At 38.6% G+C, this 21,066-nt stretch carries 23 protein-coding genes, 1 tRNA gene and 2 pseudogenes; 11 read left to right on the top strand and 15 right to left on the bottom strand.

Annotated features, from left to right (window positions below):
* Nucleotides 1-225 precede the first annotated feature (225 nt).
* Nucleotides 226-1,371 (bottom strand): DNA-processing protein DprA, encoded by a 1,146-nt coding sequence (dprA, locus tag F6K13_RS01120; RefSeq protein ID WP_124147802.1) that lies wholly within the window; start codon nucleotides 1,369-1,371, stop codon nucleotides 226-228.
* A 554-nt stretch (nucleotides 1,372-1,925) separates the two neighbouring features.
* On the opposite strand from dprA, the gene F6K13_RS01115 reads away from it, so the two are divergent.
* Together F6K13_RS01115 and F6K13_RS01110 are read left to right on the top strand one after the other, a co-directional pair.
* Nucleotides 1,926-2,537 carry a vWA domain-containing protein gene (locus F6K13_RS01115; protein ID WP_287286688.1) on the top strand — a complete coding sequence of 204 codons (612 nt, stop codon included), beginning with the start codon at nucleotides 1,926-1,928 and terminating at the stop codon, nucleotides 2,535-2,537.
* Between the two features lie 18 nt (nucleotides 2,538-2,555).
* On the top strand, nucleotides 2,556-2,987 hold the full coding sequence (locus F6K13_RS01110; protein WP_240039210.1) for a hypothetical protein: 432 nt from the start codon (nucleotides 2,556-2,558) through the stop codon (nucleotides 2,985-2,987).
* Nucleotides 2,988-3,128: 141 nt separating this feature from the next.
* On the opposite strand, the gene F6K13_RS01105 is transcribed toward F6K13_RS01110, so the two are convergent.
* Nucleotides 3,129-3,326, bottom strand: coding sequence for a hypothetical protein (locus F6K13_RS01105; RefSeq protein WP_124147803.1), 198 nt, complete (start codon nucleotides 3,324-3,326; stop codon nucleotides 3,129-3,131).
* 26 nt (nucleotides 3,327-3,352) lie between these two features.
* Between F6K13_RS01105 and F6K13_RS01100 the strand changes: the two genes are divergently transcribed.
* Nucleotides 3,353-4,057, top strand: coding sequence for a cytochrome P450 (locus tag F6K13_RS01100; RefSeq protein WP_338043267.1), 705 nt, complete (start codon nucleotides 3,353-3,355; stop codon nucleotides 4,055-4,057).
* A gap of 17 nt (nucleotides 4,058-4,074) precedes the next feature.
* Here F6K13_RS01100 and F6K13_RS01095 read toward each other — a convergent pair whose 3' ends face one another.
* Nucleotides 4,075-4,338, bottom strand: a complete 264-nt coding sequence (locus F6K13_RS01095) for a hypothetical protein (RefSeq protein WP_287286686.1) — start codon at nucleotides 4,336-4,338, stop codon at nucleotides 4,075-4,077.
* A gap of 34 nt (nucleotides 4,339-4,372) precedes the next feature.
* Nucleotides 4,373-4,672: a DUF2103 domain-containing protein gene (locus F6K13_RS01090; protein WP_124144238.1), complete on the bottom strand. Its 300-nt coding sequence runs from the start codon at nucleotides 4,670-4,672 to the stop codon at nucleotides 4,373-4,375.
* Between the two features lie 62 nt (nucleotides 4,673-4,734).
* Here F6K13_RS01090 and F6K13_RS01085 point away from each other — a divergent pair, with 62 nt between their 5' ends.
* From F6K13_RS01085 to F6K13_RS01075, 3 genes are all read left to right on the top strand, one after another.
* Nucleotides 4,735-4,869: a hypothetical protein gene (locus F6K13_RS01085; protein ID WP_275670324.1), complete on the top strand. Its 135-nt coding sequence runs from the start codon at nucleotides 4,735-4,737 to the stop codon at nucleotides 4,867-4,869.
* 549 nt (nucleotides 4,870-5,418) lie between these two features.
* On the top strand, nucleotides 5,419-5,850 hold the full coding sequence (locus F6K13_RS01080) for a hypothetical protein (protein ID WP_124144239.1): 432 nt from the start codon (nucleotides 5,419-5,421) through the stop codon (nucleotides 5,848-5,850).
* 131 nt (nucleotides 5,851-5,981) lie between these two features.
* Nucleotides 5,982-6,659 (top strand): DegT/DnrJ/EryC1/StrS aminotransferase family protein, encoded by a 678-nt coding sequence (locus F6K13_RS01075; RefSeq protein WP_287286685.1) that lies wholly within the window; start codon nucleotides 5,982-5,984, stop codon nucleotides 6,657-6,659.
* Nucleotides 6,660-6,669: 10 nt separating this feature from the next.
* Here F6K13_RS01075 and F6K13_RS01070 read toward each other — a convergent pair.
* From F6K13_RS01070 to psaA, 5 genes and pseudogenes are all read right to left on the bottom strand, one after another.
* Nucleotides 6,670-6,792: pseudogene (locus F6K13_RS01070) on the bottom strand (succinylglutamate desuccinylase/aspartoacylase family protein); the annotation flags it as partial.
* Nucleotides 6,793-7,047: 255 nt separating this feature from the next.
* Nucleotides 7,048-7,959: a D-alanyl-D-alanine carboxypeptidase family protein gene (locus tag F6K13_RS01065; RefSeq protein ID WP_124144877.1), complete on the bottom strand. Its 912-nt coding sequence runs from the start codon at nucleotides 7,957-7,959 to the stop codon at nucleotides 7,048-7,050.
* A gap of 457 nt (nucleotides 7,960-8,416) precedes the next feature.
* Nucleotides 8,417-9,385 carry a glutathione S-transferase family protein gene (locus tag F6K13_RS01060; protein ID WP_124155054.1) on the bottom strand — a complete coding sequence of 323 codons (969 nt, stop codon included), beginning with the start codon at nucleotides 9,383-9,385 and terminating at the stop codon, nucleotides 8,417-8,419.
* A 342-nt stretch (nucleotides 9,386-9,727) separates the two neighbouring features.
* Nucleotides 9,728-11,956, bottom strand: a complete 2,229-nt coding sequence (gene psaB / locus F6K13_RS01055) for a photosystem I core protein PsaB (protein WP_124144879.1) — start codon at nucleotides 11,954-11,956, stop codon at nucleotides 9,728-9,730.
* A gap of 108 nt (nucleotides 11,957-12,064) precedes the next feature.
* Nucleotides 12,065-13,369, bottom strand: a pseudogene (psaA, locus tag F6K13_RS01050) (photosystem I core protein PsaA); the annotation flags it as partial.
* 60 nt (nucleotides 13,370-13,429) lie between these two features.
* Here psaA and F6K13_RS01045 point away from each other — a divergent pair.
* Together F6K13_RS01045 and F6K13_RS01040 are read left to right on the top strand one after the other, a co-directional pair.
* Nucleotides 13,430-14,362 carry a TIGR04168 family protein gene (locus F6K13_RS01045; protein WP_124143431.1) on the top strand — a complete coding sequence of 311 codons (933 nt, stop codon included), beginning with the start codon at nucleotides 13,430-13,432 and terminating at the stop codon, nucleotides 14,360-14,362.
* A gap of 184 nt (nucleotides 14,363-14,546) precedes the next feature.
* Nucleotides 14,547-14,631 (top strand) — tRNA-Ser (locus tag F6K13_RS01040).
* 8 nt (nucleotides 14,632-14,639) lie between these two features.
* Here F6K13_RS01040 and F6K13_RS01035 read toward each other — a convergent pair.
* Both F6K13_RS01035 and F6K13_RS01030 read right to left on the bottom strand, forming a co-directional pair.
* Nucleotides 14,640-14,828, bottom strand: coding sequence for a hypothetical protein (locus tag F6K13_RS01035; protein ID WP_124143432.1), 189 nt, complete (start codon nucleotides 14,826-14,828; stop codon nucleotides 14,640-14,642).
* 495 nt (nucleotides 14,829-15,323) lie between these two features.
* Entirely contained in the window at nucleotides 15,324-16,040 is a 717-nt protein-coding gene (locus tag F6K13_RS01030) for a Uma2 family endonuclease (RefSeq protein ID WP_161564351.1), read from the bottom strand.
* A 196-nt stretch (nucleotides 16,041-16,236) separates the two neighbouring features.
* Here F6K13_RS01030 and F6K13_RS01025 point away from each other — a divergent pair, with 196 nt between their 5' ends.
* Together F6K13_RS01025 and F6K13_RS01020 are read left to right on the top strand one after the other, a co-directional pair.
* The gene (locus tag F6K13_RS01025; RefSeq protein ID WP_124143434.1) at nucleotides 16,237-17,397 is read left to right on the top strand and encodes a radical SAM protein; all 1,161 of its coding nucleotides are present in this window, start codon (nucleotides 16,237-16,239) and stop codon (nucleotides 17,395-17,397) included.
* Nucleotides 17,379-17,615, top strand: a complete 237-nt coding sequence (locus F6K13_RS01020; RefSeq protein ID WP_124143435.1) for a hypothetical protein — start codon at nucleotides 17,379-17,381, stop codon at nucleotides 17,613-17,615. Before F6K13_RS01025 ends, F6K13_RS01020 begins: the two co-directional genes overlap by 19 nt.
* Before the next feature lie 354 nt (nucleotides 17,616-17,969).
* Here F6K13_RS01020 and petC read toward each other — a convergent pair whose 3' ends face one another.
* A complete protein-coding gene (petC, locus tag F6K13_RS01015; RefSeq protein WP_124143436.1) occupies nucleotides 17,970-18,503 on the bottom strand; it encodes a cytochrome b6-f complex iron-sulfur subunit in 534 nt (177 codons plus the stop codon).
* A 103-nt stretch (nucleotides 18,504-18,606) separates the two neighbouring features.
* A complete protein-coding gene (locus F6K13_RS01010) occupies nucleotides 18,607-18,801 on the bottom strand; it encodes a hypothetical protein (protein WP_287286683.1) in 195 nt (64 codons plus the stop codon).
* Nucleotides 18,802-18,848: 47 nt separating this feature from the next.
* Here F6K13_RS01010 and F6K13_RS01005 point away from each other — a divergent pair, with 47 nt between their 5' ends.
* On the top strand, nucleotides 18,849-18,971 hold the full coding sequence (locus tag F6K13_RS01005) for a hypothetical protein (RefSeq protein WP_282433647.1): 123 nt from the start codon (nucleotides 18,849-18,851) through the stop codon (nucleotides 18,969-18,971).
* Between the two features lie 94 nt (nucleotides 18,972-19,065).
* Here the strand turns inward: F6K13_RS01005 and F6K13_RS01000 are convergent, their stop codons facing one another.
* Together F6K13_RS01000 and F6K13_RS00995 are read right to left on the bottom strand one after the other, a co-directional pair.
* The gene (locus tag F6K13_RS01000; RefSeq protein ID WP_287286681.1) at nucleotides 19,066-19,749 is read right to left on the bottom strand and encodes a Crp/Fnr family transcriptional regulator; all 684 of its coding nucleotides are present in this window, start codon (nucleotides 19,747-19,749) and stop codon (nucleotides 19,066-19,068) included.
* A 539-nt stretch (nucleotides 19,750-20,288) separates the two neighbouring features.
* Nucleotides 20,289-21,066, bottom strand: a 778-nt coding sequence (locus F6K13_RS00995) for an EamA family transporter (protein WP_287286680.1), incomplete at its 5' end; no start/stop codon positions are given.

Raw genomic sequence — 21,066 nt, 5'->3', positions numbered from 1 at the left:
TCTTTTAGGCAACAGGCAACAGGCAACAGAAAATATATAGGAAAAAAGTATTTTTGCAAATATTGAGATGCACCCACAGATACCTGCCATATTAATTTTTTTGAAAATATCATGTCCGGATAATTCGTGATAAAAAACTTTCTCTTTTTCCTCCTCTTTATTCTTTCTTCTTCTTTCTTTCCTCCTGACTCCTGACTCCTGACTCCTGACTCCTCCGTCAAGTATTCAACCGGAGATGATATAACGCATTCCTGGTAACTGAGTAACTAACCCTAATAACTCCAACTGTAATAAAGAACTAGAAACATCTGCTGGTGATAAACCTGTTGCTTGTACAACTAAATCTAAATGAATAGCTTCATTAGAAATATGTTGAAAAACCTTCGCTAAAAGAGGTTGTAAATCTGGAATAGAATCCCGACTTTTCTCCTCAAATAAAGATAATTGTTCGGAAGGTTCTACCACATCAATATCTAACGGTGGTATTGCTCCTAACATTTCTAATAACTTATCCATAGTAATCGGAATTACCTCTGCACCATGATTAATTAACTGCAAACAACCATGAGATTTTTCGTCATCTAAACGAGCAGGTAAAACATACACATCTCGACAAAATTCATTTGCCATATCTGCAGTAATTAAAGCACCCGATCTTTGGGGAGCTTCCATCACTAAAACTGCCCTACTTAATCCTGCAATAATTCTGTTACGTTGGGGAAAATGTTTAGAGTTTGGTTTCGTACCTGCCGGATATTCACTCACCACCAACCCCTGTTTTATCACTTTTTCAGCAAGAGTTTTATTTTCCTTGGGATAAACTGTATCAACCCCATTACCAAAAACAGCAATTGTTCGCCCCCCTGCTTCTAAACAAGCACTATGTGCCTCAGCATCAATTCCCATAGCTAGTCCAGAAACAATAGTAAATCCACTTTTTGCCAAGGTCGAACTTATTTTCCTTGTCCAACGACGACCATATTCAGTGGGGTAACGAGTACCGACTATTCCTACCGTCGGAGTAATACCTAGAACTTCTTGGGGGTCAACTATGCCTCGATAATATAGCAGAGCAGGCGGTGTCGGAATTTCTTGCAAAAGACGTGGATAGTCTGGGTCTGCTGGAGTCCAGAAATTAGGATTTTTCGCCGTGTGTTCTTCTATTAGTTGTTTTGGGTCCAGACGCGATCGCTCTTCCACTACTTTCTCTATCTTCTGACGGCCAAATCCTGGTACTTGGCCTAATTCTTTGGGGCTGGCCGTCCAAGCTATTGCCAAAGTCTCGAATTGTTGTTTGAGTCGTTGTAGAGCTATTGGACCTATACCACTGATTTTTGCCCATGCCAACCAGTAGGCACGTTCTTCTATCAATTATTTCTCCTATTAAGCAATGGTTGTTTCTACAGCACTTTTCAAGTTGATGAACCACATCTTCACAAACAAAAACCTTGTAGGGATGTTCCATGGAACGTCCCTACTGTGGTCTACCCAAATGAAAGTCGCTGTAAACTTATTTTAGGGTTTCCCGCTCTCCCAGCATTTATAGCAGAAAGCAGAAGGAAAAATATTGTTTTGTCTATAATCTAAAAAATATTTGATTGATTTTTTATTCAATTTATTATTGACGTTTTGTTCAACATTGATTAAAATATAAATAGGACTTACGCAGATACGCTATATATAGTACTTTTAATTATTGGACAATAGTTACTGGACTCTATACATAGTGTCTGTGCGTAAGTCCTGAGAACATAAACTGATGGTGAACCTCAGACAGGGAAATGTTTTTCCACCTATTCCCTGTTCCCTGTTCCCTGCTATAAAGCTTTCAAACCTAACTAATTTATCTAATTGGTAGCAGCTAATTTATAGGCTGAAACCGAGGGATTTTCTGTGGAAATTTTGTCAAAAATTGGAGAAAAAATATGACTAATAATATAGAAGTAGTATTCAGCTTTGACACAACTGGCAGTATGTATCCTTGCCTAACTCAAGTACGCCGAAAAATCCAAAATACAGTAACTCGATTAATGTTAGAAATTCCTGGTATTAGAATTGGAATTATTGCTCATGGAGATTATTGCGATCGCCACTCTACTTATGTGACAAAACGATTAGAATTATCCCAAAATATTGATGCTATTTGTAACTTTGTAGAAAGGGTAGGAAAGACAGGTGGTGGAGACGCGCCAGAATGTTATGAATTAGTATTGCATCAAGCTCAATCTTTTGCTTGGACTCGGAGAGCAACCAAACCTTTAGTATTAATTGGAGATGATATTCCTCATCCACCTAGTCAAAATCCTCAGAAGTTAAATTGGCGAGAAGAAGTTAATAAATTATCAGATATGGGAATTATAATTTATGGCGTACAAGCATTAAATCGTCGTCATGCCACAATTTTTTATCAAGAATTGGCAGAAAAATCTGGTGGTTTTCATATCAAGTTAGACCAATTTGCTTATATTAATGATTTATTTTTAGCAGTTTGTTATCAACAATCTTCAGATGAAGAGCTGCAAAATTATGAACAATAAATTGTAGATATGGGGCGAATGAATCGTGTTTTAAATCAAATTTTTAATACCATGTTAAATCGAGAAGAAACGAGTGTTTATGAGTCAGCATATTTGCGAGTTGTTACGCCGGGAAGGTTCCAAGTTTTAGAAGTGGATGAGAATAAACCAATTAAAAACTTTGTCTTAGAAAATGGTTTAACTTTTAACAAAGGGCGTGGTTTTTATGAATTTACGAAGACCGAAACTATTCAAAGGAAAAAAGAAATTATTTTAATGGTTCGAGCAACAGGAGATTTATTTCAGGGAGAAGCTGCGCGGGAAATTTTAGATTTGCCTCATGGTACAACGGTGCGAATTAAACCTAATAACTTGGAGAAATATGTGGTGTTTGTTCAGAGTACGTCGGTGAATCGTAAATTAATTGGTGGAACTCGTTTTTTGTATGAAGTTGAAGATTGGAGTCGGTAAGAAGGAAGAAGGAAGAAGTAATATCATGTCCGGTAGCATCAGTATTGTATAGCGAAGGTAAGGAAGAAGGAAGAGGGAAGAAGGAAGAAGGCTTAAAAGCTTGAAAAAACCTAAATTTCCTGTAGATATTCACCCTTGGATTTACACAAACGATACCAGCGGACATGATATAAGAAGGAAGAAGCTATTGGTAGTGGACTGTTTCATCTTAAATGTTGCAATAGATTTTTCTCCCTTGTCTTCCTTGTCTTCCTTGTCCTCCTTGTCCTCCTTGTCATCCTTGTCCTCCTTGTCATCCTTGTCCTCCTTGTCATCCTTGTCATCCTTGTCTTGCCACAACCAAAAATTAACGCACTATTATTGTTTTGCAACGACAGCAACAACAAAATTTGGGTGAGGATGCCTTGGGAATACTCTTGCAAGCGCGGGATGAAGATGGAAATAGTTTACCTTTGGATGAACTCAAAGACCAAATATTATTATTGCTATTTGCTGGCCACGAGACATTAACTTCAGCGATCGCTTCTTTCTGTCTATTAGTAACTCAAAACCCAAATGTACTTACTCGCGCTCGTGAAGAACAAAAACAATTTTCTCCCACTGAACCCCTAACTACAGAAAGTCTGAAACAAATGACCTATCTAGAACAAGTTCTCAAGGAAGTATTGAGATTAATTCCACCTGTGGGGGGTGGGTTCCGACAAGTAATTCAAGACTGTGAATTTGGTGGATATTCTATTCCAAAAGGTTGGTTAATTCAGTATCAAATTGGTAAGACTCAACAGGATGAAACTCTCTATCCAGAACATAAAAATTTTGACCCCGACCGTTTTGCCCCAGAAAATGCTGTAGATAAACAAAAAATATTTGGTTATATTCCCTTTGGCGGTGGGATGCGCGAATGTTTAGGTAAAGAATTTGCTCGCTTAGAAATGAAGATTTTTGCCGCCAAGTTGTTACGAAGTTATGAATGGGAGCTTCTACCAGAACAAGATTTAAGTCTAGTTGCAGTACCAACACCTAATCCCCGTGACGGTTTAAAAATAAAATTATGGCATTTGGATAGATAAAGATTGAGACTATAGCGCTACGCATTAAGGTGTTTGACATGAATAGAAGCTGAAACCCTTTTGTATTCCCCTATTGCCTGTTGCCTTGCGCTATAGGATTTAATCTTTATGTAGTAGGGAACAGGTAACATTGGTGCGACCCCGCATCGGTGAACACTTCCCACACTTCCCACACTTCCCACACTTCCCACACTTCCCACACTTCCCACACTTCCCACACTTCCCACACTTCCCACACTTCCCACACTTCCCACACTTCCCACACTTCCCACACTTCCCACACTCCCCCGCTCCCCCACTACTGAAAAGCAAACTCTATTTAGTTAAGACATAAGCGATCGCCTCCTCTAAATCTTCTTGAGTTAAGCTAGTTAACATAAACACTTCTTGAACAGTTTTTCCTTGTCTAGCAATAAGTTTAAAACCACCTCTAATAGGCACTGAAACTTTTAACTTCATGTGGGGAATATGACTTTTGGACCTGCTGATAACTCCTGGAGTAACAGTTTCAATACCCTGACGTTGAGTTAATTTCTCTAAAATAGGAATCAACCCTTCAATATGAGTAGAATGATTCCAAACTAGACGACCTTTAGATTTTGATGATTTTTTCATAGGACTTTCTCCATCTGTATATCCTCAGTCTACTGAAAGGGAGAGACTAGAGGCAAAAAAAAATGGCCCGATACATAATTTGGTTGTGGTGCATAGTAATGGTAGATAGAGTGTGGGGGGATGGGGAGATGGGGAGATTGAGTAAAGATGCTGAGGATATAGAGGGAAATATTTTTCTCACTGTTGTCTTTTCCTGACTATAAATAGTAAATTTCACCACAGCTAAAGATGAAGAGAAAGAAAGGAGCGATCGCAACTTGACTTGAGAAAAAAGTCAAACTCCCTGTTTACTTTCTTACACAATGCTGGGCAAACAAGGAAGCATCATATTCGGACAACTTGTTTACTCTTTATTTGGATTTAGACTTAGACCTGGACTGGGACTAACTCATATGTACTCCGCAATGTCTTGAGCCTATTTTTTGATTTTGAACAGGTAATGAACATTTTGAACAGGTAAGTGAACATTTTGAATAAGTAAATGAACGGATAGGTGAGCAGAAAAATGAACGATTAGGCTAGAATTTTTGTGGTATTATTAATGAGGAAGCCAAACTAATTTATACAAGACTTACGCGTCAGGTAGGAAAAACTAGGATTTGAGATTGCTGTCCGTTGCGGACTGCTCCACAAACCCTGTTGGTCACTTTGGAGGGAAATACCTTGTACTGTGTAAGTCCTATGTATATATCAAGTTTATTGAGGCCTCACAAAATCATAAAATTACATGATCAGGATATTTACTTATGATTAAACAAATCATGTATCACAATGAAGTATTAGCGATGATTATTCCGGCTGATTTTAGAGAGCCTGGAATTCATTTTTTCACCCCAGATAGCTATTCTCAACAGCTAGCTTACATGAGACACCCTCAAGGCAAAGAAATTCAACCTCATCGTCATAATATGGTAAGGCGAGAAGTTTTTTATACTCAAGAAGTTTTACTAATCAAGGAAGGAAAATTACTAGTAGATTTTTACAATGACCAACAGGAATATCTTGAAAGCCACATTTTAAATAAAGGAGACGTTATTTTACTAATCAAAGGTGGACACGGCTTCAAGATGTTAGAAGAAGTAGAAATGATTGAAGTAAAACAAGGCCCTTATGTAGGAAATCTTGATAAAACCCGCTTTGAACGAAGCGATAATAGTCGAGAACAAGTTCTAGCATAATACCAAAATCCGGTGATTATAGACTGATTGCCTAAATTACTTAATCCGCTTTATACAAATGTTTTGAATATTTTTAATATAGTTATATTAAAGCGGATTTCGTATAAATTTAAATTGTAAGGTAAAGAAAAATGACAGAATTTATTCCTGTGAATGAGCCTTTACTAAAGGGAAAAGAAAAGCAATATTTGAATGAATGTATTGATACTGGTTGGATTTCTTCTGAAGGCTCTTTTGTTAAACAATTTGAACAAGCTTTTGCGAATCGTGTAGGTAGAAAATATGGTATTGCTGTTTGTAATGGTTCAATGGCAATTGATGCGGCAATTACTGCTTTAGGTATTGGTGAAGGAGATGAGGTTATTCTACCTACTTTTACTATTATTTCTTGTGCGGCAGCAATTGTTAGAGCAGGTGCAATTCCTGTTGTAGTAGATTGTGATTCTACTACTTGGAATATTGATATTAAGCAATTGGAAACTAAAATTACTCCGAAAACTAAAGCTATTATGGTGGTTCATATTTATGGATTACCAGTAGATATGAATCCAGTATTAGAAATAGCTGCAAAATATGGTTTAAAAATTCTTGAAGATGCAGCAGAAATGCACGGACAAACTTATTTTGGTAAACCTTGTGGTAGCTTTGGAGAATTGAGTACCTTTAGTTTTTATCCTAATAAACACATTACCACTGGTGAAGGAGGAATGATTGTTACTGATGATGAAATACTAGCTGAAAAATGTCGGTCTTTGAGAAATCTTTGTTTTCAACCACAACAACGTTTTATCCATGAAGAATTAGGTTAAATAATATTTGAGTTTCAAAATTAGTTCTACTAATCAAGTCAGGAAATTTTTCAAACTTTTTAACAAGATATATACCTGTAAACTCATTACCGTGAGTTCCACCCACAATTGCCACTTTATTAATTTTTTCCATTTCGATAAATCCCCTGCAAAAATACAATCCATTGATGATTACTCAATTAAATTATCAATATTTGATAAGCAACTGATATTTTCAATTTTTCTCAATCATTTTAGCTCCTGTACATCCCCTATTCAACTACGACCCTGACTCCTATTCACAATTAACTTTAGCAAAGCAGTTTACCAAGTATTTAACAACCAAAACAATAATAATTATTCGTTATCTTTTTCTTTTGGGTTTAATACCCCGCCGTATAAACGGTTTTTACAATTGATTCATATTTGAGTCTCCATCTATTTCTTCTTCCTTCTTGCTTCTTCCTTCTTCAATCAATTCAGTATCTTCTAAAATTAATTCTGACTCTTCAGAAACTATATTAGGTTGATTTTTATAAAAAGTCTCTAGACTATGGCGATCGCCTACATAACGCCAATGCCAAGGTTCATAACCAATATCTTTTTCATCATCAGCAGGTATCATTTCAAAGCTAAAATAAGCAGCATAATTTTGTAGCCATTGAAAAGCTGCTGTCTTTTCAAATTCAACATTTTGGTTAGTTGCTGGTGCATTACCATCTCCAATATCAACAGCATAACCTGTTACATATTCCCCATAACTTAAAGGTGAAATTTGATTGGCATTATTTGTATAATTATCTTCAATATTATTAGTATTGCTCGCCCAATCTTTTAATTCATACTTAGACTGAAACCCTCTCAAAGCCACTAAATTAATACCATCATTTCTAGCAGCATAAAGCATTTTTTTAAATTTTTTCACTGCATTTATTTGCAATCTAATCTCACTATCAGAAGTTATATACTCTAATTCCATTTCTGATACTTGCGAGTAAGGAAAATCTAATAAAGTATCTTTTTTTAGTTCATTTATCGGAGTTTCATTCACAGAAGATGTAGCTACAGTATTTGCATTATCAACTTCAGTTTGAGTTGATGAAGCATTAACTTGATTGAGATTAGATTGAAGTTGTAATCCCAGACTAACTGCTCCCACAACTACAACTATTCCTATCCAACCCCACATCCATTTTTTGCTTTGAGACTGAGCTGGAATAATTTCTTCATCCTTTTGAGGGTCTCGTACTGCTTCAGGAATGTCATCCGCAACAGTTTCTTGGACTAATGATAAATTTTCTGACAGACTTTCGTTGTGCAAAGTTCGACTCCTGCTAGTGAATTTCAAAGTCGTTTCTTACTTTACTAAAAAACTTAAAAGTAAACACGATTAGACCTTAGCATAAGGAAATAATCTTCTCTGAGCAAAGGCCACAGTCACCCTATGGACTAACTCGATAGACACGGGGACGCGGTGACACGGAGACACGGGGATGGAGGCTTTTAATTTATGATATTAAGTTGACTTTTCACCATTTTAGTCAGAGCAAAAGGGACGCTTATTGGCTGAAAAATCAGCAAATTTTGGTAAATTTCACAGCTTCCAAGACTCCCTCATCTCCCGTTCTCTCGCTCATCGTTAATCTACAATACTTTGAAACAGCCCTGCTCCCAGAAGGGGAAGTAGGTAGGGACGTTGTATGCAACGTCCCTACAGAGATAAGTAAACAGGGGAAAATTTGAAGGAGAGGTAATTGTTAATTATTAATTATTAATTATTAATTGTTAAAATCTGGACCTAGAGGAATAATCCCACCAGGATTAAGAGGAAAAAGATTACCATAATAATCTCGTTTAACTGCTTCTAAATTACAAGTATTTGCTATGCCAGGAAGTTGATATAAATTTCGTAGATAAGCACTTAAATATTGATAGTCCTGAATTCGCCGCAAGTTACACTTAAATAGACCATAATAAACAACATCAAACCGGAATAATGTAGTAAACAAACGTACATCTGTTAATGTTACTGTCTCACCACAAAGATACTTACTGCCAGAAAGTGTATTGTCAATTTCATCTAAAGTAGTAAATAGTTCCTTACAAGCTTTTTCATAAGCTTCCTGAGTTTGGGCAAACCCACAACGATACACTCCATTATTAACTGTGTGGTAAATTTTGTCATTCCACTCGTCTATTTTGGTTTTTAATTGTTCTGGATAAAGGTCAAGATGAGGATTTTTGGCAAACCGATCAAATTCAGCATTGAGCATCACAATAATATCTGCACTCTCATTATTCACAATAGTTTTTGTCTGCTCATCCCATAGCACAGGTACAGTGGCACGTCCATTATAACCAGGCTGTGCTAAATTATATAATTCCGGTAGAGTAAAACATCCTTCCTGTTCCTCTTCCAATACCCAAATACCTCGATCGCCTGCTGGAGAAACAATAGTTACTGGAATAGCATCTTCCAAACCTTTGAGCGATCGAACCACCAGAGTTCGATGTGCCCAGGGACAACCCAACCCTACAAATAGACGATAGCGTTTAGTAGCTGGTTGATATTTGTTTTCTGCTTGTATCCCTACTGTTTCTCTAAATAGACTAGCAGGGCGAATATATTCTCCTGAATTATTGCGTGGGGCAAGTTTTGACATCATTATTTGCCAGAGATTTGTCCAAACCCATTTTCCTAGTTTTATTGTTAGAGAAGGTGGAAGTGATTTGCGTTTGTTAACCATTTATTTTTTTTGAATTTAATTAAGTCAACAGCGATCGCAAGGAACGAGTATAAAAATTTTATACTTAATTAACCGCCTTAGTTTCGGACCTACTCCCGGACAAATTGAACAGATTCAAAATATTGGCAAGGCGATCGCAAGATTGATAGCTGTCCCTGGCTTAAACTGTAAAACCTAAGACTATCAACTCATCCCATCAGTTAATCTTTACATCCGTGGCCAAATCCCTGTGTGCCCTATTCTCCCAGTCCTAATATTTTCCACAAAAAAAACCCCCTACCAAAGGCAGGAGGTTGAATTTAATTAACCTACTAAACTAGGTTTGCTGCTAATCTCAAGAAATTAACCAAACTTACCAGCAGTAGAGGCTATCACAAAGGCAGCGTAGGTGAGGACAAAGCCTACTGTGAAGTGAGCTAAACCTACCACACGAGCTTGAACGATAGAAAGAGCAACAGGCTTATCTTTCCAGCGAACTAGGTTAGCTAGAGGAGTACGCTCATGTGCCCAAACAATAGTTTCAATTAGCTCTTGCCAGTAACCACGCCAAGAGATGAGGAACATGAAACCAGTTGCCCAAACTAGGTGTCCGAAGAGGAACATCCAAGCCCAAACAGACAGGTTATTAGTTTCATAAGGATTATAACCGTTAATTAACTGGGAAGAGTTCAACCACAGATAATCACGGAACCAACCCATTAAGTATGTAGAAGATTCGTTGAATTGAGCAACGTTACCTTGCCAAACAGCTAGGTGTTTCCAGTGCCAGTAGAACGTTAGCCACGCAATGGTGTTTAACATCCAGAACATAGAGAGGTAGAAGGAGTCCCAAGCAGAGATATCGCAAGTACCACCACGACCAGGGCCATCGCAAGGGAATGCGTAACCAAAGTCTTTCTTGTCTGGCATTAATTTAGAACCACGAGCATCCAAAGCACCTTTGACTAAAATCAAAGTGGTGGTATGCAAACCTAGAGCGATCGCATGGTGTACCAAGAAATCGCCAGGACCGATGGTTAAGAATAGAGAGTTAGTACCACTGTTAATAGCATCTAACCAGCCTGGTAGCCAAACGTTACCGTAGTTAGGCCAAGCTGTAGCTGCGATGCTGTCTGAATTAGACAACAGCACATCCATGCCGTATAAAGCTTTCCCTGAAGCAGCTTGAACGAACTGAGCGAATACAGGCTCGATCAAGATTTGCTTTTCAGGAGTACCAAAAGCAACCACTACATCATTGTGGACATAAAGACCGAGAGTGTGGAAGCCCAAGAATAGAGAGACCCAGCTCAAGTGAGAGATGATTGCCTCTTTGTGCTGCAATACACGATCCAGCACGTTGCCTTTGTTCTGCTCGGCATCGTAATCTCGTACTAGGAAAATTGCACCGTGAGCAAATGCACCTACCATAATGAAACCAGCAATATACTGGTGGTGGGTGTAAAGTGCTGCCATTGTGGTATAATCCCTGGCAATAAAAGCATAAGGAGGCAAAGCATACATATGCTGTGCTACCAAGGAAGTAATTACACCCAGAGAAGCTAATGCTAAAGCTAACTGGAAGTGTAGAGAGTTGTTGAGAGTTTCATACAACCCTTGGTGAGGCAGGTTGAATTGACCTTCACTCTTACCACCTACCAAACCAGCTTTGGAGTCAAGCATTTCTTTGATGCTGTGACCAATACCAAAGTTAGTCCGGTACATATGACCAGCAACGATGAATAATACTGCGATCGCTAAGTGGTGATGAGCCATGTCAGTCAACCACAGGGACTCAGTTTGAGGATGGAAACCACCCAAGAAAGTCAAAATTGCAGTTCCTGCACCTTCTGAAGTACCAAACACATGGCTAGCAGTATCAGGATTCTGAGCATAAACGCCCCAGTTTCCTGTGAAGAAGGGAGCTAAACCTGCTGGGTGAGGCATAGTTGTCAGGAAGTTATCCCAACCAACGTGCTGTCCGCGAGATTCTGGAATTGCAACGTGAACCAAGTGACCAGTCCAAGCCAAGGAACTAACACCGAACAGACCAGCTAAATGGTGATTTAAGCGGGACTCAGCATTTTTGAACCAAGCGAGACTAGGACGGAACTTGGGCTGGAGGTGTAACCAACCAGCGAACAGCATGATGGATGCCAAGATCAGGAGGAAGATAGAACCCTGATATAGGTCTCCATTTGTTCTCATGCCGATGGTGTACCACCAGTGGTAAACACCAGAGTATGCTATGTTTACTGGGTTAGAAGCACCTGCTTGAGTGAAAGCATCTACTGCAGGTTGACCAAATTGAGGGTCCCAAATCGCATGGGCGATTGGACGTATATTTAGAGGATCTTTAATCCACTGTTCAAAGTTTCCTTGCCAGGCAACGTGGAATAAGCTACCGGATGTCCAGAGGAAAATGATTGCTAGATGGCCGAAGTGGGAGGCAAAAATCTTTTGGTAAAGATTTTCCTCAGTCATACCATCATGGGTCTCAAAGTCATGAGCTGTAGCTATCCCGTACCATATCCTACGGGTGGTTGGATCTTGTGCCAGGTCTTGGCTAAATTTTGGGAATTTTGTGGCCATAAATATTTTATTTAATGTCTCGCGTGTATCTGAAGAATCTTTAGATTGATATTGGGGATTGAGGATAATTCAATCCCCAAGCAAGAATCTTAAAACGCTATTGCATTCTTATCCTACTGAAATTATTCGAGCCAGGAAGAATGCCCAGGTTGTGACAATTCCGCCCAGGAGATAGTGAGCTACCCCCACTGCCCGACCTTGAATGATGCTTAGAGCGCGTGGCTGAATTGCTGGAGCAACCTTTAACTTATTATGAGCCCAAACGATAGACTCGATCAACTCTTGCCAGTAGCCACGACCACTGAACAAGAACATTAAGCTAAATGCCCAAACAAAGTGTGCCCCTAAGAACAACAAACCGTAGGCAGACAGAGCTGAACCGTAGGATGTGAGTACCTGAGAAGCTTGCGCCCAAAGGAAGTCACGCAACCAACCGTTAATGGTAATTGCACTTTGTGCAAAGTTGCCGTAAGTGATATGAGATACTGTACCATCTGGGTCTACTGTTCCCCAAACATCTGATTGCATCTTCCAGCTAAAGTGGAAAATCACAATTGACAGAGAGTTGTACATCCAGAACAGACCTAAGAACACATGGTCCCAACCAGAAACTTGGCAAGTACCACCACGACCAGGACCGTCGCAAGGGAATCGGAAGCCTAGTTCACTCTTATCAGGAATTAGACGAGAGTTACGCGCATACAGTACGCCTTTGAGAAGAATTAAAGCTGTAACGTGGATGGTAAAAGCATGGATATGGTGAACCATAAAGTCCGCCGTACCCAATGTCATTGGCATCATTGCTACTTTGCCGCCTACTGCTACTATATCGCCGCCGAAGACTGGACTAACAGATGCTAAAGCATTAGGAGCAGTATTGCCAGGAGCCAAAGTATGGAGATTTTGTACCCACTGAGCAAAGATTGGCTGTAGTTGAATACCAGTATCAGAGAACATATCCTGGGGACGACCAAAGGCACGCATAGTATCGTTGTGAACGTACAAGCCAAAGCTATGGAAGCCCAAGAATATACATACCCAGTTTAAGTGGGAGATAATCGCATCGCGGTGACGAATGACTCGATCTAACACATTGTTAACATTCTTTGCTGGATCGTAATCCCGCACCATGAAGATAGCTGCATGAGCTCCTGCTCCAACAATCAAGAATCCGCCAATCCACATATGGTGTGTGAATAGGGATAACTGAGTTGGGTAGTCAGTCGCAATATATGGATAAGGTGGCATTGCATACATGTGATGCGCCACAATGATGCTCAGAGAGCCCATCATTGCCAAGTTAATGGCTAATTGAGCGTGCCAGGAGGTTGTCAAGATTTCATAGAGACCCTTATGACCTTCACCACCAATTAGTAGTGGGTCTTTATGAGCTTCTAAGATTTCTTTCATGCTTAAGTATTCCAAATATTTCTAGTAATTCACAGAAAATAATATTGGCAAAAAAAAGCAAAAATGACAGATAATCTAGAAAAGTTGAGTAAAATTGCCATTGTTGGAGATGTTCACGATCAATGGGAACCAGAAGATGAAATAGCCCTCAAATATCTAGGAGTTGACTTAGTACTATTTGTGGGAGATTTTGGTAATGAAGCAGTAGAAGTGGTACAAGCGATCGCTGCTATTGATATCCCTAAAGCAGTAGTTTTTGGTAATCACGATGCTTGGTATACCGCAACAGAATGGGGCAGAAAAAAATGCCCTTATGACCAAACTCAAGAAGACAGAGTACAACAACAAATAGACTTATTTGGAGAAGCTCATGTAGGTTATGGAAAGCGAGATTTTCCAGAGTTAGACTTGACAGTTATTGGGACTCGTCCTTTTAGTTGGGGAGGTCCAGAATGGAAATATCAAGATTTTTATCAGCAAAGGTTTGGAGTTAATAGTTTTGAGGAATCTACTAATTTAATAGTCAAGGCAGTAGAGAATGCAGTATGTCAAAATATAATTTTTCTTGGCCATAATGGGCCTGTTGGTTTAGGAGATGCCCCCGAAGATCCAGTGGGACGTGACTGGCAACCCAGAGGTGGAGATTTCGGCGACCCTGATTTTAGGGATGCCATTGTAAAATCTCGGCAATTGGGCAAGAATATTTCCTTAGTGACTTTTGGTCACATGCACCATAGATTGAGACATATTCAGGAAAAGTTGCGTAAGCGTGTTGATGTAGATACCGAAGGGACATTATATTTGAATGCAGCAAGTGTGCCACGCATCATAGAAAATGAGGGCCAGAAAGAACGGAATTTCTCAATTGTATCTATGAAGGCAGGTATTGTATCTCAAGCTGCTTTGGTTTGGGTAGGCCATGATTTGAAAGTAGTTTCTGAAGAAATTTTATATTCCCAATTCAAATCTGTTGTTGAGCCTGCACAAGTGCTATAATATATAAATGTCAAAACAGTTATAGCAGTCGAATCAAAGCTTAGGACATTCCTAAATGCTCAAACTCAGTCAGAGATTACTTCTGACTTGCGGGTAGCGCTATAGAGTATTTCTAACTCCTGAACAAAAATTAAAAATGACTTTTAACTTTTAACTTTTGACTTTTGACTTTTGACTTATTAATGGAGAGGTGGCAGAGTGGTCGAATGCGCTCGACTTGAAATCGAGTGAGGGTCAAACCTCCGTGGGTTCGAATCCCACCCTCTCCGTTTTTTTTCTAACTTAGGCGTTGGTTATTTGAGGTATGAATCATGCCTGGATAATTAGTGAACAAAAAAGTTTCTCTTCTACTACTCTTACTACTCTTTCTTCTTATTTCTTCCCTCCTGACTCGGTCCTCCTGACTCCCCCTCTTGGGAGGGGTTAGGGGTGGGTTGACTCCTAAATAATTAAAGATCGATATCATACAAGTGCTTCAGCAACGCCCTAACTTATAGCGCTTTTTCCAATCTCTGAACCACATTGTCACAACCAAAACTTTGTAGTGGAGAATGGCCATTCGCCCCTACCGGGTGTGTATTTGCAGCAAACATTTATCGGGTCTGGTATGAGAGTGTGTGTTTCGCACCAGATTTTTGAGCTATTCAGTATATATAGCAATGTGGGCTGGCATATTTACAAATTGCAGGAGGTGTCCAATAGCTAAAAGTCTGGCATTGGTGAATGCGTAATGCTTTTGTCTCAAATATCTATGAAAAAAACTATAATTGTACCGTTCATAAATATTTAATGGCATTACCTAATCACCAACCCCAAATTGTACCGTTCATAAATATTTAATGGCATTACCTAATCACCAACCCCAAAAGTCTTATATTATCGGTAATTTATTCCCCCTATTGCCAGATGAGCTGTTGCCAGATGAGCTGTTGCCTGCGCGCAGCGCTATAGTTTGCGCAATTCATCCGTTGAGGACATCTGAGGAATTTGAGAAGCGATTGTTGACGCAAAGCTCCGCTAACGCCTCCAACAATTTCAGATCGTCTATTTTGGAAATCTCAGATAATATCTCCACATATTCATCACCAAACTTGAGTTTTAATCCCATTTCAATTGCCAATAATAACGCCTGTTTGATTTGAATGTCTTTTTGGGATATTTCAGTATCCTTTTGGGATATTTCAGCATTCTTTTGGGATATTTCAGTATCCTTTTGAGAGATTTCAGCATTTTTTTCTGCTGCTATTTCATCTCCTGTTTTAATCACATTTCTATCGGCATCGCACCAACGCAACCAAGTACCATTCAGATTTTCAAATACACCATTCCAAAGAGTTAATCCCAAATTAACATCTGCAAACCAAGCATCATTTTTAGGAATATAAGAACTACCATAAAGTTGAAATACTTGCAGTACAGTTTGGCTGAGTTTTTGCAATGGATCGTAGACAACATAATAAGGAATTCGTAACTCTGCATAGTCTGTTAATTTACTTCCTAATTCATTGCCGGGAGCGGGAGAAACAATTTCAATTACTACATCTGGTGGTTTACCAAATTCCCAGAATAAATAAGAACGAACATTACGTTCCCACCATTCTTCACTGCCAATAATATTTAAGCTTAAAAACACATCTGGTACAATTCCTGAATCTCGGAGATGAGAAAATAAACCCACATTAGCAGCAACGATAAAAGGAACATTTATAGGTATTTCAGCACCACTATTTCAATTTGAAAACAATAACAAGTTTCTAGTTTAGTTTACAGGATGATCGCTCATGGTTTAAGTTAGTATGACTCCTGTAGGATCTTGGTTACCAAACCTCTACCCATTTTCCCACCCCTAGAAAGTAAAGTAACTACCAATAACTATGAAAACAAACATCCACAACACACCTGAGAACAGCAGTACAAAACTCACCGCCAACCAAAAACATCGTGGTATGTCAACTACAACTAGCATTATAGATACCTTACAGCTAGTTTTTCAGGCAGGAGGACCAGGATTTTGTCAATTTGCCATTAACAATGTTTGTAACGCTAATTGTGGTTTCTGCAACTTTGCACGGGATACTTTTCCTAAAGAACAAACACAGTTTGTCGGCCTCGATGAGGGATTAGACTCAATTAATATCCTGTTTCGAGAAGGTATTAGATATCTAGTTTTTACAGGTGGGGAACCTACTCTTAATCCCAATCTTATAAAATTCGTTGACCATGCAGCAGAATTGGGTATCAAGTGCATGGTGGTGACAAACGGTGGGTTGTTAACGCCGAGCAAAATTCACGAATTAGCTGATGCAGGTTTGTCTAGTTTAATCATATCAGTTGATGCCGCAACTGAAGAAATTCACGAGAAAAATCGTGGGTTGCCTGGTGTATGCAATAAAATCAAAGAAGCTAACCAAGTGCTGAAAGATATTGGTATGTATTCGACTGCTTCTGTAACCATGAGTCATTTGGTTGATTATGATGCACTGCCTGATTTTCTGACATCACTTGGTTTTGAGTCAGTGGTTTTTTCTTATCCATTAACTAAACTTGATTCTAATTTTTTGGGATTTTCTGATGCTGGTCTGGTCACTCACACAAATGAAAGTCTCTGGCAAGCTTATGAAAAGGTGAAGCAACTGAAAAAGAAATTTCGTGTAGTTAATCCGACCCTTTCTCTGGAAGAAATGCAGAGGTTTGTCCAGGATGAGGAACAGCGTTATCCTTGTTTGGCGGGTTATCGCTTCTTTTTTCTGGACTGGGATTTAAACTTATGGCGTTGTCATTTTTGGCATGAACCGATGTGTTCTATTTATGAGTTTGATAGTTCAAAGTTGGTAAGGGATGGTTGTACAAAATGTATGATTAATTGTTATCGAGATTCGAGTCTAATGCAAAATATTGCAGTGTCGATGCAGGATGCTTATCAGTCAATCAAAAAAGGTAAGTTGTTAGATACGGCAAAAGCTTTAATAAGAAAAGGTAATGTAGATTCTCTGCGGGCAGTGATGGAAGAGTTGCCTTGGATTATGCGGTTTTAATTATTCAGAACTTACACAGGAATTATACCTGTAGGGTGCGTTGCAACGCACCTTCAACCAAAGTTAGTCTATCGCCCACATTTCATATCAAATCCGGTGAAACAGTTATAGATTGGTTAAGTCAAGAGGAGTCAGGAGTCAGGAGGAGAGAGAATCACTTTGATGAGCGTAGTTATGACGATTTAAGAATTTTTTTATGTCCAATTAAACGGATTTGATATCACACTTCAAAATATAGCCTAAAAAAATACAAAAAACTAATCTATTTAAAGTTTATAGAAGAGTTTTTGATCTACTACAGCGCTTTTGCTGATTGATGAACCACATCAAAACCCTGTAGAGGCGATAGCGGAGCTTTGAGTTAGCAAATGGCCATTCGCCCTGTAGTCTACCGAAATGAAAACCGCTGTAAATGTAAATTAGACATCTCCTATAATAAAAAATCAAATCAATTCTCACACTAGATATATCAATTCTTTCCCCTCGTGGGAGGGGGAGGGGCGAGGGGTGGGTTCCCTACTGCCTACAGCAAAGCTGCCTACTGCCTCTTTTCTGGAGATGTCTATTGATGCTTAAATCCACCAAGGTTTTTCTCCTGTTCGGGGATCATTTTTTGTCCAAGGAAAAATCCAGATGACATCTTCTTGTACTTTGACCTGTACTAGCTTCAGAGGAAGAGGAGCAGGACCTCTTACAACAGAACCATCAGCAGCATAACGAGACCCATGACAGGGACATTGAAATTGATTGTCATTGGGATTCCAGGGAAAAGTACAACCGAGATGGGTACAATTATCGACAATTCCCATGGTGTCTAACTTACCATCTTCTGCGATCGCCAGATATGTTGGTTCTCCAGCTATTCCTGCGACTAAAGCACGAGTTCCTTTTGGTTGTGCTAAAATCTGGCTGGCAGGAATGGGATATCCCAAGCGGTCTCTGGCAATAATTGAACCATCCTCGTTACTTTCTCCTGGGGTGACAAAAAATTTTGCTGCAGGATAGAGTGCGGTACTGGCGGTAGTTGCGACAACTGCACCAGTTAGAAAGTTAAGTAATTGTCGGCGAGAAATTGAAGGGTATTCTAGAGGGAGACTTTCTTCCATAGTGATTTTGACCTCCTAATAATTAGTCATCTATGAAAAACAATAGCCAATTTATCTCTATTTGTTCTGTGATAAAGTCACATATTGAAGAAGGAGTCAGGAGTCAGGAGAAAGGAAGAATGAGAGTGAGAATTATCTGGGGATATTGCGGCATTTTCTGTCTGCATTGAATGGAAGTAGAAAGTGCGATCGCTGTATAACCGGATTTAGTATCAGGAGTCAGAAGATTTGGGTTGATGAGGATTCTCAATTCACCTACCAAATTTGCACCGTGTAGACGGTGGGGTATTAAACCCATAAGGAAAAAGATAAATTTTCTAATTAGGGTTTGCTGAAAAAGTCTTATTGGTGAGGGTAGGAGACAGGAGACAGGAGACAGGAGAAATGGGAATGAGCGAGGAGGTAGGAGTAAGAATTGTCCCAAGATTGTTCTGCCCAACTATGCGCCTAAAATACGCTCCTTTTTGAGCATGAAGAGCTGAAACAGGCGCACCTTTTTTGACCGAAAAAAGGCTAAAGTCTTTATATTTCAATGCTTTGATATTTAATCAGCAAGCCCTAATTAATATTTTCCTAACTGGGCAATCTTCTCAAGTTTTTCCCAGTTATATAGTTCAATCTTTCCTCTTGAAAGAGATAATAATTTTTGTCTTTCAAAAGTTTTGAGAATTCGACTAACTACCTCTCTAGAACTGCCTAATTCTTGAGCGATCGCTTCATGGGTTATCTGTAAAGTTTGTATCTTACTATTGACATTATGTAAAAGATATGATGCAATTCGAGAATCCATGCGACGAAAAGCAACCTCTTCAATTATTTCAATTACATTAGCTAATCGTTGGGAAAGTATTCCGAAGATATATTCTTGCCAAATGGTGTTGTGCCTTACCCATTTTTTGAGGCTATTTGCAGGAATAATCAAAGCTTCAATTTCCGTCTCGGCAATGGCAAATGCTGGAAATACTTTTTGACTGATGATACAAGAAGCTGTCATAATACAACTATCACCTTTTTCTAAATGATAAAGAGTAATTTCTCTACCACTTTCTCCTATTTTGTAAACACGAACATTTCCAGAAATTATGAGTGGTAAATGATGACAAATATCTCCCTCTAAACAGACAAATTGACTGGGCGACAAACTGATTTGTTGACATTTGTTAAGAAAGTTTGTTTTGGCTTCAGAATCTAGGTTTTCCCAAAAATGAAATGTAGAAGCAATGGTTTGAGCTATTGGTTTATTCATCAGTATTAAATCTCCGCTATTTATCTAATTTAACCCAAAATATAGTCCAAATTATCCCCTCATTCTCAATCACCTTTTTCTTGTAGTTGAATAATATTCCGGCAATTCATTAAATCTCTTTCTCTATCTATACTTTCAGTTTGCTCACAGGGTGAGCTGGATTTACAGCGGATTCTACCTTGGTGAAGTACACCCCGAAGCGGGCAAGATGCACGCACTTGCATTCATTTAATTGTTAATATTTGTACTTTATATACTTGGAATCTACTTTCATTGACTGATAATTGATAATTACCTCTGGTTAAAACCGTTACGGAATTGAATATAAGGAAATATTATTTCTTCTCTTGGTCGATTGGATATGGTTAGGAAACCCATCCATCCCACCCTACGGGAATCTCCGCTAACGACGGCTTTTTTTCCCCTTAAAAGGGTCGGCTTTAAACCAGAATTATTTAATTATTAATTATTAATTATTCGGTAATATAATTTCAATATTTATCCTTCTTCTTTCTTCCTTCTTCCTCCTTCCTTCTTCCTTATCGATTAACTATCAGACCAATTACAATAAAAATAATTCCGATCAACCTCCCTTGAGAAACCTTTTCTTTTAACCAAATTTTCGCTCCTAAAATACTACAAACATAAGTCAAAGCTGTGGCAGGTCGCACAAAACTAACATCTGCCCAACTTAAGACCGAAATCAATGATAAAAAAGCAATTGTTTGACAAAAAACTCCACTAATAATTAAAGGATTTATGAGGATTATACCTACTTGTTTAATGAGATTTTTCATTGATTGTAAATTTACTTCTTCGATTTCTTTCATTCCTCTGGCAAGATACAAATCTCCTGTTGAATCAGCCAAGGCAATAATCGCGATCGCCAACCAAGTTTTAGACCGATAAAAACTCAAAGATAATGCCATTAAGAGGAGATAAAAATTATGGTTTCGTCGGTCTTCATAAAGAGTTTTACTTAAACCCACAATCAATACACCAATAGTTATAATTAAAGTTCCTATCCACCGCATATTTGAAATTGTTTCGCCTAAAATCAACCAAGCAAATAAAGCATTTAATAAATAAGTTGAAGAGTGTATTGATAGTACATAACTCAGGTCAAGTTTAGAAATAACAGTGAGGTATAACCCCAGAGAAAGCATGAGAAAAATTACTCCTAACCAAATCCAAAAATTTGTCAGTAAATAAGATATTAATGGTATCCAATTTTCAGAATTAACTAGATTTACTACCCCAAATTGTTTCATGGCTTTACTTAACCAAATATCTCCTAAAACCTGAGTAATACTTAAC

The sequence above is a fragment of the Okeania sp. SIO2B9 genome (assembly GCF_010672505.1).
GTDB classification, from domain to species: Bacteria; Cyanobacteriota; Cyanobacteriia; order Cyanobacteriales; family Microcoleaceae; genus Okeania; species Okeania hirsuta.
The sequence above is the reverse complement of the archived record's forward strand: the minus strand, read 5'-3'. Positions and strand labels throughout refer to the sequence as shown.